Origin of the sequence: Microvirga subterranea, from assembly GCF_003350535.1 — a bacterium.
In the GTDB taxonomy this organism is placed as follows: domain Bacteria; phylum Pseudomonadota; class Alphaproteobacteria; order Rhizobiales; family Beijerinckiaceae; genus Microvirga; species Microvirga subterranea.
Window position 1 is genome coordinate 74,357 of the sequence record NZ_QQBB01000014.1, and the last position, 11,703, is coordinate 86,059.

At 62.5% G+C, this 11,703-nt stretch carries 9 protein-coding genes; 2 read left to right on the forward strand and 7 right to left on the reverse strand.

Annotated features, from left to right (window positions below):
- Positions 1-179 precede the first annotated feature (179 nt).
- Positions 180-1,352, forward strand: coding sequence for a beta-glucosidase (locus DES45_RS22520; protein ID WP_114772835.1), 1,173 nt, complete (start codon positions 180-182; stop codon positions 1,350-1,352).
- 8 nt (positions 1,353-1,360) lie between these two features.
- Entirely contained in the window at positions 1,361-3,211 is a 1,851-nt protein-coding gene (locus DES45_RS22525; protein WP_245571842.1) for an ABC transporter ATP-binding protein, read from the forward strand.
- 298 nt (positions 3,212-3,509) lie between these two features.
- Here the strand turns inward: DES45_RS22525 and DES45_RS22530 are convergent, their stop codons facing one another.
- The 7 genes from DES45_RS22530 to ytfQ all read right to left on the reverse strand — a co-directional run bounded on the left by DES45_RS22530 (position 3,510) and on the right by ytfQ (position 11,422).
- A complete protein-coding gene (locus DES45_RS22530; protein WP_114772837.1) occupies positions 3,510-4,001 on the reverse strand; it encodes a YciE/YciF ferroxidase family protein in 492 nt (163 codons plus the stop codon).
- Between the two features lie 566 nt (positions 4,002-4,567).
- On the reverse strand, positions 4,568-5,743 hold the full coding sequence (locus tag DES45_RS22535; protein ID WP_114772839.1) for an aminotransferase class V-fold PLP-dependent enzyme: 1,176 nt from the start codon (positions 5,741-5,743) through the stop codon (positions 4,568-4,570).
- A gap of 384 nt (positions 5,744-6,127) precedes the next feature.
- Complete coding sequence (locus DES45_RS22540) at positions 6,128-6,898, reverse strand: FadR/GntR family transcriptional regulator (protein ID WP_245571843.1); 771 nt, start codon at positions 6,896-6,898, stop codon at positions 6,128-6,130.
- Positions 6,899-6,919: 21 nt separating this feature from the next.
- Positions 6,920-7,879, reverse strand: a complete 960-nt coding sequence (gene yjfF / locus DES45_RS22545) for a galactofuranose ABC transporter, permease protein YjfF (RefSeq protein WP_114772843.1) — start codon at positions 7,877-7,879, stop codon at positions 6,920-6,922.
- On the reverse strand, positions 7,876-8,880 hold the full coding sequence (ytfT, locus tag DES45_RS22550) for a galactofuranose ABC transporter, ATP-binding protein YtfT (protein WP_114772845.1): 1,005 nt from the start codon (positions 8,878-8,880) through the stop codon (positions 7,876-7,878). The genes yjfF and ytfT overlap by 4 nt, the downstream gene beginning before the upstream one ends.
- Complete coding sequence (gene ytfR, locus DES45_RS22555; protein ID WP_114772847.1) at positions 8,881-10,389, reverse strand: galactofuranose ABC transporter, ATP-binding protein YtfR; 1,509 nt, start codon at positions 10,387-10,389, stop codon at positions 8,881-8,883. It lies immediately after the preceding gene.
- A 70-nt stretch (positions 10,390-10,459) separates the two neighbouring features.
- Entirely contained in the window at positions 10,460-11,422 is a 963-nt protein-coding gene (ytfQ, locus tag DES45_RS22560; RefSeq protein ID WP_147282481.1) for a galactofuranose ABC transporter, galactofuranose-binding protein YtfQ, read from the reverse strand.
- Between the last annotated feature and the right edge of the window lie 281 nt (positions 11,423-11,703).

Below are 11,703 nucleotides of genomic sequence, written 5' to 3' on the forward strand. Positions count from 1 at the left end.
GCAACCGCCGTCGCGGAACATCTTTCGTGCTGCCGTAGTTAGAGGCGGGCACATTCGCTGCAGAGTAACAGCCTGGGAACTCCCGTTACCTGTAAGCCGACGTGACGTCGGCGCCCTTTTTAAGTCGCGTTGCCGGACCAGTCCGGCCAATCCGCTTCTTGGCTGGAGAATCTCCACGCATGGCATCATTCCATCAACCGCGTCTGTTCCGTAGCTTCTTTCTCGGAGGCTTTGAATGCTCCAGCCATCGCAAATCGGACGGCCAGAGGCTCGACCTGCTGGCGTCGACTGGCCACGAGCGCTTCGCAGCCGAGGATTACCAAGCGCTGTCCCCCTACGGCATTGCGGCAGCACGGGACGGAATCCGCTGGCACCTGATCGAAAGGACCCCCGGGTGCTATGACTGGTCGAGCGTCCTGCCGATGGTTCGCGCCGCCCGGTCCTCGGGAACTCAGATCGTGTGGGATCTCTGCCACTACGGGTGGCCCGACGATCTCGACATCTGGTCGGCCGATTTCGTCGAGCGGTTCGCTCGGTTCGCCACGGCTGCCGCGGAGCTGATCCGCGGCGAGACCGACGGCGCCACCGTCTATTGCCCGATCAACGAGATCTCCTACTGGGCCTGGGCCGGCGGCGAGGTCGGGCACTTCAACCCCACCTGCCACCAGCGCGGCGCCGAGCTGAAGCGTCAGCTCGTCCGCGCCACCATTGCGGCCATCGACACCATCCGGACGGTCGATCCGGACGCGCGCCTCATTACCGCGGAGCCCCTCATCAATGTGGAGGGGGGCCTTGGCGACGAGCAGCACCTGCAGGGTGCGGAGACCTATCGCCTCTCGCAGTTCGAGGTGCTCGACATGCTGAGCGGAAGGCTCGAACCGGAGCTGGGCGGCGCCCCCGAATTCGTCGACGTCGTCGGCGTGAACTACTACCCCGAGAACCAGTGGTATCACGGGGGCCCCACCATCCCGATGGGACATCACGCATACCGCCCCCTGCACGACATGCTGCTTGAAGTGCACCGGCGCTACGACCGGCCCATCCTGATCGCGGAAACCGGCGCCGAGGGATGCGGCCGCCCATCCTGGCTTCACTACGTCTGCGGCGAAGTGGACACGGCGCGGGCTGCGGGCGTTCCGATCGAAGGCCTCTGCCTCTACCCCATCCTCGATTATCCGGGCTGGGCGAACGGACGCGTCTGCCATGTCGGTCTCCTGTCGTCGGCGGACCAGGACGGGCGACGGTCGGTGTGCATGGCGCTGGCGCGCGAACTGGGCCGCCAGCAGGCGCAGCTTCAGGAGATCGGCACCATCCCGGAACGGCAGGCGAATGCCCTCGCGGCAGCTGAGTGAATGGCACGATGTGGACCGACCTGAGCTTTCCCCTCCTCACCCGCCGACAGGGCAGCGTCGCCGAGGACGCCTCTCCGGGCCGCCCGCCGCCACCGTTCATGCGCGGCCCGAAGGCGTTCATCCTTCACTACATCAGGTCCCGCCCGCTGAGCTTCTGCCTTCTCTTCGTGATGGTCTTCGGTGCGGCCTGCTGCGCCGTGGGCGTCCAATACGTGATGAAGTTCCTGGTCGACGCCATGTCGGGCCCTAGGTCAGACGGCTCCGCCGCTTGGACGGCGCTATCGTTCTTCATCGGTCTGATCGCTGCGGAAAGCATCCTGTGGCGTCTGAGCGGCTGGCTCGGGTGCCGTACGACCCTCGGCGCCGGCATCGACATGCGCCTCGACCTTTTCGATTACCTGAACGGCCAGCCCATGCGCTATTTCGCCGAGAACCTGGCAGGATCGCTCGGGCAGCGCATCACGTCCACGGCTGGGAACTTCGGCGCGCTGACCAACACGGTCGTCTGGCGCGTCCTGCCGCCCTTCGTGGATTTCATCGGAGCCATGGTGGTGTTCGCCTTCATCGATTGGGGAATGATGGCGACCCTTGGGGTGTTCGTGGTGCTGGTGACCGCCGGCCTCATCCTGTTCGGCGAACGGGGCCACCATCATCACCGGACCTATGCGGGCCACGCCAATCGCGTCGGCGGAGAGCTGATCGACGTGATATCCAACATGTGGGCCGTCAAGGCATTCTCGGCCCGGCACCGCGAACGCGAGCGGCTCGCCCAGGACTTTCGTAGCGAGGCCGAGGCGCAGCGTGCGAGCTGGATGTATACGGAGAAGGCCCGCGTGCTCCACGACGTGGCAATGTGGGCGATGGCAGGGACGATGCTGTCGTGGTGCGTCCACCTGTGGAGTGTCGGCAGGATTACACCCGGTGACGTGGTGGTGGTCAGTGCCCTCACGTTCCGGATCCTGCACGGCTCCCGCGACATGGCCCTGTCGCTGGTCGATATGGTTCAGCAGTTCGGCTACATCGATGAGACCCTCCGCGTGATCGGGCAACCGCAATCGGTCTGCGATGTCCCGAGTGCGCCACACCTGGAATCCCGTTGCGGATCGGTGTCATTCCGGGATGTGAGTTTCGCCTATAGCGGCAGCCAGGATGCGGTGCACGACATCGATCTTCATATTACCGCCGGACAGAAGATCGGCATCGTTGGTCCATCGGGAGCCGGAAAGTCGACCCTGGTTCACCTCCTCCAACGGCTCTACGATGTGCAGGAAGGCGAGATCCTGATCGATGGACAACCGGTCCGATCGATCACGCAGGACAGCCTTCGCGAAGCGCTGGCCGTGGTGCCGCAGGAAATCACGCTCTTCCACCGGACCATTATGGAGAACATTCGGTTCGGGCGCCCCGACGCCACCGACGAGCAGGTCTTCGCGGCCGCCCGCGCCGCCTACTGCGAAGGGTTCATCCGATCTCTGCCGCTGGGTTACGACACGATCGTCGGCGAACGCGGGATGAAGCTCTCCGGCGGTCAACGGCAACGGGTGGGAATCGCCCGTGCCTTTTTGAAGGATGCGCCGATCATCATCCTCGACGAGGCGACCTCCGCTCTCGATACGGAGTCGGAAATGGAAGTTCAGAAAGCTCTCGTGCGCCTCATGCGCGACCGAACCGTGATTGCCGTCGCACACCGGCTTTCCACCCTTACGGCATTCGACCGCATCATCGTGATGCGGGGAGGACACATCGTGGAAGACGGAACGGCCGGCGAGTTGCGCCAGCAGCACGGCCTCTTCGATCGCATGTGGCGCTTGCAGGCGGATGGCTTGTCTCTAGACGAGATTGCCGATGACGCCGCCTGAGCTCGCGAAATGGATGCCACAGGACCAGAAAGAGGAAGTTCCGTTGCGGCTTCTGAACATTAAAAATCAGTCTGATTGCTTTTTGGATGAGTTTTCCGTCAATGACTAAACGGGGAACCTGCAGAGGTGCAGATCCTCCCCTGGTTCATACCCGAGCAAGCATTTAGGGCTGTTTCAGATCACGACCTTGGATCACGTGCTGGCTTGCCTCAGCGATGCGGGACAGCCGAGCGGAAGCCTCCGGCCGGCGATTTGGTGTGAGCGCCATCGTTCTTAATCAGCCTTCGCCAATGGGTTCCTACGCTGTGGCAGCAGGATTGATGGCGTCCTCGGCCAATTCTGAGAGGATCTGGTCGGTGTTCTCTTCCTCGATCAGGGTCTCCTGGATAAGGCCTTCCGCCTCGGAGAGACCCAACTGCTTGGCCCATGCCAGCAAGGTGCCGTAGCGGGTGATCTCGTAATGCTCCACCGCTTGGGCTGCCGCGATCAGCCCGGCATCCAGAGCCTCGCCGCCGCCGAACTCTTGCACGATCTCTTGGCCTTCCTCGATGATACCCTGAATAGCCTTACACTCGACACCCGCAGGCTTCGCCCCGAGCAACTGAAATACCTGCTCCAGACGCTTCACCTGCCCTTCTGTCTCTTTCAGATGTACGGCGAAGGCACCCTTGAGCTCCTCAGCCTGCGCAGCCACGGCCATCTGCGGCAGGGCTTTGAGAATGGCCTGTTCGGCAAAATAGGTGTCCTTGAGCCGGTGCAAAAAGAGGGCCTTCAGATCCTTCTCGGCCATTCTCTGTCTCCTGCTGGATCGGGAACGTTCCGATAACCTCGCGAGACGCTTCAATGTTCCGAATAGTTGCCCCTTCTGATAGCCGCTAAGGGCCAAGGTGCAACGTTGGACGAGCCAAATGAAAGTCCGCTTGTCGCGCCTTTGCAGAAATTCAGCTTACTTCCGGAGAGTGCCAGGAGCAGACGGAGAGCCCTATGGTCTCATTGGGACGTCTCACATGGAGAGAGCAGCGCCGCCTGCCCCAAAGAAGCCAAGCCGCTAGGAGCTAAGTTGCTCACCGCTTGATCCTTCTTCCGCAAGTCAATGACGCCATCTGCGCAACCACCGCAACCGATGACTTTCGGCGTCGGCGGCGCTGACCGCGCCGATATCGTATCTGCCGCGCGACCTATCCGTGACTAAGGATTAGGCAACCTCCGACAGGGCCAGAGGCGAGGCATTGGAGACCTGCCTCAGACACGTCCGCTTCGCGCACGCCAGTTGTTCAGGCCAATCCGACAGCTCGTCCGATGGTGGGCACCAGCTTGCGATACCGGTGACAGGCATTCTCAGGCTCCACAGCGCACTCAAGCAATTGCGGACACGGCTTCGACGAAGCGAGAAAGCTCGTCTTCCGTATTATAGTAGTGCGGGGATGCCCGCAGCACCACGGGAAGCTGGCGGGCTCTCGCATCGAGCAACGTACTCGATGGGCGGGAGACGCTGACGTTGTAGCCGGATTGGGCGAGCCTCGCTTTCAGGGCGTCGGGATCGCGGCCCCCAACCGTGAAAGTGACGATGGAGGCCGGGTCCGGACCAAGATCGTGGAGTGAGACACCGGGGATGGCTTGCAGGCCGGCGCGCAGGCTCGTCGAGAGCGTTCGGCAGCGCGACTCGATGGCTTCAAGGCCGAGGTCCAGGGCGTAGTCGATGGCGCGCCCGAGCCCGAGCCGGGCTGCGTAGTTGTTCTCCCAGGTCTCGAAACGGCGTGCGTCCTCCCGCAGCTCGTACCGGTCGGGGGCAACCCAGGGCGCCGCGAAGTGGTCGAGCATCGGCGGCTCCAGCGTGCGCAGGAGCTCGCGGCGTACATAGAGGAAGCCCGTGCCGCGCGGGCCGCGCAGGAACTTGCGGCCGGTCGCTGTAAGGATATCGCAGCCGAGCTCCTCGACCCGGGTCGGCATCTGACCGACGGCCTGACACGCGTCGAGCAGGTAAGTCACGCCGTGCCGGCGCGCGATCCGGCCGACGGCCGCCGCGGGATTGCGCAGGCCGCCGTTCGTCGGGACCCAGGTGATCGCGATCAGCTTCACGCGACCATCGATCATACGTTCGAGCGCCTCGGGATCGAACACGCCGTCGCCATCGTCGGGCACGACCTCAATGACCGCGCCGGTGCGCTTGGCGACCTGCAAGAAGGCGACGTAGTTGGCCGCGTACTCGGCGCGCGCCGTGAGGATCCGATCTCCGGGCTGGAAGTCAAGGGCATAGAAGGCGAGCTGCCAAGCGACTGTCGCGTTCTCGGCCAGAGCGATCTCGTCGCGCTCCGCGCCAAGCAGGCGAGCCACGCTGTCGTAGACACCGTCGAGAGCGTCAGCGGCTTCGCCGGCTGCCTCGTACCCGCCGATCTCGGCCTCGCGGGTAAGGTAGCCGACCATCGCATCCAGCACCGTTTGCGGCATCAGTCCGGCACCAGCGTTGTTGAGGTGAACGCGGTGTGCGACGCCCGGCGTCTCGGACCTGAGCTTTGCGACGTTGAGACCCATGCGGGAGCTCTCCTATCCGCCCGATTGCGGAAGCTGGGGAGGTTATGACGGTCATGTCGGGAGGGATCAACCGGCTGGCTGACGATTTCTGACAGAAGTGAGGCTACGTCTTACCCCATCGTCGGTTCCGCTCTCGGGTGATCGGCGGATGCACACTCTTCACCTCATCTGAACCTTGGGCCGCAGCACCTCAAAGTCCGCTCGGGGTCAATTTGAGCCATTAAGCGTGGTCATATGGAGGTCAGCTTACCCTACGAATATGGAAGTCCGGCTTTCGTTCGCCCGGGGCCAAAATACGAGATTCGTGATTAACGGCAGTACTCCGAGGCAGTCATCGATCGAACTCCGATGACCGCCTCGGGCGTTCCCAAGCCGTCGCCCCAGCTACTCGACACCTGAGAAGGAATGGACTTGGACCGTCGCGAGAGAGCTTTCCACATGCTTGACCTGCACCCGCTCCGCAGCCTGCAGGATCAAGTCCGACATAGCCTCGCTCGCAGCGACGGGATTGCGCTGCTCGATGCCATCGAACACCGCCTGATGCTGCCACATCACCTCTTTGAAGCGTTCGTCGCTTGAAACTGGCGAGCTGATCGTGAACGAGGTGGCGAGCGCCGCGCCGATCACGGAGCCGATCGATTGCAGAAAGGGGTTGGCGGAAGCTTCCAGGATGGCCTGATGGAAGGCGAGATCCGCCTTGGTGAAGCCCTGCCGGCTCGTCTCACACTGGAACATGGCTTGGAGCGCCCGGTCCATCTGCTTGAGTTGCTCCGGCGTGCGGCGCATGGCGGCAGTGGCGCAGGCCAAGGGCTCCAGCATCTGCCGGATTTCGAACAGCCATCCGAGGAAGCGGGCATCGACGTCCATCTCGAGATGCCAGCCGAGGACGTCGGCGTCGAACATGTTCCAGTTGTTGCGGTCAAGAACCTTCGTGCCGACCTTGGTCTTGGACTCGATTAGGCCCTTCGCCGCCAGGGTCTTCAAGGCTTCGCGCAGGGCAGTGCGCGAAACGCCGTACAGCTCCATCAGCTCCGCATCGCCCGGCAGGATGCTGCCGATGGGAAAGCGGCCCTGCATGATGTTCTGGCCGATCCCATGGGCGACGAGATCGTGGGCTGATCGCGCTCTTACAGGCCTCTGGACACTGTTCAGCAACACCAATCTCCTTTTCCAACTCTACCGCGTTCGAAGCGACGCCGCCGAGAGGCCCCGCTGAAGCACGATGAAGGCGAACAGTAGGGCGCCAATGGCGATCTTCGTCCACCAGGAACTCAAGGTTCCCTCGAACGTGACGTAAGTCTGGATCAATCCCTGAATAAGCACGCCGACAAGCGTGCCGATGATCGTTCCGTAACCTCCCGTCAGCAACGTCCCACCAATGACGACCGCCGCAATGGTGTCGAGCTCGACCCCGGTCGCAGCCAGCGAATAGCCTGCGGAGGTGTAAAAAGAAAAGACGATTCCGGCCACGGCCGCCAGGAAACTCGACAGCATGTAGATTCGGATGGTGGTCTTCCCCACGGGAACGCCCATCAGCTCAGCAGACGTCCGATTGCCGCCGAGCGCATAGACATTGGTGCCAAAGCGCGTGAAATGGGCCAGAACGATGCCGGCAGCGAACGTCAGCAGCATGACGATGGCGATGAAGGTCAGCCGCCCGCCGCCCGGAAGAGCAAAGGCAATGTCCGCTATATGGCCATAGGCGGGCGCGTTGATTGGGATCGAATCCGTGGTCAGCACAAAACACAGGCCCCGCGCCAGGAACATGCCTGCCAATGTGACGATGAAGGCCGGGATCTGGAAGGTGTGGATCAGGAAGCCCATGCCGGCCCCGAACAGGGAGGCAATGCACAGGACAAGAATGAAGGCGAGATAGGGATTAAGCCCGTATTTCTCGATGCTGACAGCGAGGAACACCCCCGTGAACGCGATGACCGAACCGACCGAGAGATCGATGCCGCCGGAGAGGATGACGAAGGTCATGCCGACTGCGACGATGCCGAGGAAGGCGTTGTCGGTCAAAAGATTGCCGATCACGCGGGTCGAGGCGAAGCTCGGGAATTGCGCAAGGCAGATCAGGTAGCCGACAATGAAGACGGCGAGTGTGATGAGGACGGGAAGGTGACGCCGGATCATGCTCTTGCTCTCAACACGGTGCGCATGGCCGACAGGACGGGCGACTGGGCGAGTAGCACGGCGAGCACCACGATGGCCTTCACGATGAGGTTGTATTCCGGCGGATAGCCGCTCAGCAGGATGCCGGTGTTCATCGCCTGGATAATGAGGGCTCCGACGAGGGCGAGCCCGAGGCTGAAGCGTCCGCCGAAAAGGGACGTGCCGCCGATCACCACGGCGAGGATCGCATCCAGTTCAAGCCAGAGGCCGGCATTGTTTGCGTCGGCCCCGCGGATGTCGGCTGTCACGATCAGGCCCGCAATCGCCGCGCACAGGCTGCACCACATGTAGACCGCGATGGTCACGACCTTGGTGCCGACCCCCGCATAAGCGCTCGAGCGCACATTGACGCCGATGGATTCAATGAAAAGTCCCAAGGCCGTATAGCGGACGATGACATGCGTGATAATGAGCATCACGATGGCGATCACAACCGGCATGGGCAGCATGAGGAATGAGCCGCTGCCGATGGCCGCGAAGCCTTCGCTGGTGAAGGTGATGATCTGGCCTTCCGTGATTAGCTGCGCGAAGCCGCGTCCCGCCACCATCAGGATCAGGGTGGCCACGAAGGGTTGGATCTCGAGTACCGCGACGAGAATGCCGTTCCACAGGCCGCAGGCAAGGCCGATGCCCGCGGCGGCGGCGAGTGCTACGGGCAGCGGGTAGCCCTGCGCCGTCAGCGTCGCGGCCATCGCGCCCGCAATCGCCATGACGGCGCCGACGGAGAGATCGATGCCGCGCGTCGCGATGACAAGGGTCATCCCCAAGGCCAGGATGGCTACCGGCGCGCCGCGATTCAGCACGTCGATGAGACTGCCGAACAGGCGTCCGTCCTGCAGGCGCAGGGCGAAGAAGTCACGGAAGACGAGCCAGTTGACGAAGAAGACGAGAAGGAGCGCCGCAACCTGCGGAAGCCCCTTGGGAAGATTGCGGGAAGGTCTGGCCTGGATCATACCAATCATTCAATGGCCTGCAATGGTTGTCATGATGGTGTCGGCGCTCACGTCCGAACCGGAGAGTTCGCGCACGTGCCGCCGGTCGCGCAGGACGACGACCCGGTCGCTGTAGGAGGCGATCTCCTCCAGCTCGGACGAGATGACGAGAAGGGCGAGCCCGTCCTCGCACAGACGCTCGATCAAGCGGATGATTTCCGCATGCGCCCCCACGTCGATGCCGCGCGTCGGCTCGTCCAAAATGAGGAAGCGCGGCTCGGTGGCAAGCCAGCGCGCCAGCAGCGCCTTCTGCTGATTGCCGCCGGAGAGAAGACCGATGGGCTTTTCCGCATCCGGCGTGCGGATATCGAGCAGCTTGATGAAGCGGTTGGCGATCTCTTCCTGCTTGCGCCTCGGGATCAGCCGCAGCCAGCCGCGCTGCGCCTGGAGCGCCAGGATGATGTTTTCGCGAACGGACAGTTCCGCCACGATGCCTTCCGTCTTGCGATCCTCCGGCGTGAACCCGAACTGCAGCCGCGCGGCGTCGCGCGGCGTGGCGATGCGCACCGTCCTGCCGTGGACGAAGGCCTGTCCGCTGTCGGCACGCTCGATGCCGAAAACTAGCTTGGCGGTCTCGGTGCGCCCGGAACCGAGAAGGCCCGCAAGGCCCACCACCTCGCCGGGACGCACGGTCAGATTGAATGGCTCCATGAGACGGCGCTTGCCGTAATCCTTGAACGCAACGAGTGGCTCTCCCGTGACGGTGCCACGCTGGGTGCGATGAAGCGCTTCCGCTGCCAGCTCGCGCCCCAGCATCATAGAGACGAGCTCGATGCGCGGCAGCCCCGCAATGGGGCGGGAGCCCACGAGATGTCCATTGCGCAGCACGGTGATCCGGTCACAGACCGCATAGACCTGATCGAGAAAATGCGTGACGAAGACGATGCCGATGCCACGGCTCTTGAGATCCCGCAGGATCTTGAAGAGGGTTTCGACCTCATGCGCGTCCAGGCTCGCCGTCGGCTCGTCGAGGATCAGGACTTTGGCCGAGAGATCGACCGCACGGGCGATAGCAACGATCTGCTGGACGGCTACCGAATAGGTGCTCAGCGGATTGGCGACATCGATGTCGAGGCCGTAGCCTGCCAGCAACTCTTCGGAGAGGCGGCGCATCTCGCCGGTGCGCACCAGCCCGAAGCGATGCGGCTGACGACCGATGAAGAGGTTTTCCGCCACCGACAGATTAGGGAGAAGATTGACTTCCTGATAGACGGTTCCGATGCCGAGCGAGAGCGCATCCGCCGGATCGCGCGCCTCGATTTTCTGTCCGTCGAGGCGGATGGTGCCGGCATCTCGCTTGAAAACGCCGGTCAGCACCTTGATCAAGGTCGACTTCCCGGCACCGTTCTCGCCGAGCAGGCCGTGAATCTCCCCCGCATGCAGCGTGAAGTCCACATGGTCGAGCGCCTGCACGCCCGGGAAACCCTTTGTGAGACCTCGGATCTCGAGAAGCTGGGGCTGCTCTGTCACTGATGGAATCCCACTCTTTCCGGCCCATATGCAAAGCAGCAGGCGATTACCCGCCTGCTGCCCCGGTCACTTGACGATCTCAGTAGAGGTCCTTGCGCCTGTCGTATTCGGCCTTTGCCGTCTCGGGCGTGAAGACCTTCGACTCCGTCTGGATCCACTTCTTCGGCATCGCGCCATCCTTCTTGAAGGCGATGAGCGCATCCAGGGCTGGGCCCGCCATGTTCGGCGTCAGCTCGACCGTGACGTTGGCTTCGCCTTCGGCCATGGCCTTGAAGATGTCTGGAACGGCGTCGATGGAGACGATCTTGATGTCCGTGCCTGGCTTCAGGCCGGCTTCCTTGATGGCCTGGATGGCGCCGATCGCCATGTCGTCGTTATGCGCATAGACGGCGCAGATGTTCTTGCCGCCGCCCTCGGCCTTGATGAAGCTTTCCATCACTTCCTTGCCCTTGGTGCGGGTAAAGTCGCCGGACTGCGTGCGGATGATCTTCATGCCGGGATTGGCGGCAACGACCTGATCGAAACCTTTCTTGCGGTTGATCGCGGGGCTGGAGCCAACGGTTCCCTGCAGTTCCACCACGTTGCACTTGCCGCCGGTTTCCTTGGCGAGCCACTCGCCGGCCACCTTGCCTTCATAAACTGTGTCTGAGGTGACGGCGGTGAGGTAGAGCGACTCGTCCTTCGTGTCGATGGAGCGGTCGAGCAGCACGACTGGGATTTTGGCGTCTTTGGCCTCTTTGAGAACCGCATCCCAGCCCGTCGACACGACCGGCGCGATGAAGATCGCATCGACGCCTTGGGCGATGAAGGAGCGCACCGCACGGATCTGATTTTCCTGCTTCTGCTGTGCGTCGGAGATCTTCAGGTCGATGCCACGCTTGTCGGCTTCGATCTTTGAGACCTTCGTCTCGGCCGCGCGCCAGCCGGATTCCGACCCGACCTGCGAGAACCCGACGGTCATTTTGGTCTGGGCATAGGCGGAGCCCGAGGACAGCATGAGCGCAGCCATGCCAATCGTCGCCAGAAGTTGACGGGCCTTCATGAGCTTTCTCCCTACGATTGTCGTTGCTCTTCGACTTTAGCAGCCTTACCAGCTGGCTATTAGTACTATTATATGATTCAAGCTGAGAGCCTATTCAACAAAAGTTGCGTCCCGAAAAGCTCACCCAGCGGAGCGACACATAGTTTCAAAAACACTAGAAGAATGACCGAAAACAGAAAACGCCCGCTGCGCAGCCAGGCCTGGTTCGGGCGCCAGGACAAGATGGGGTTCTATTACCGCTCGTTCCTCAAGAACAGCGGCTTCCCCCAGGACCAGTTCGA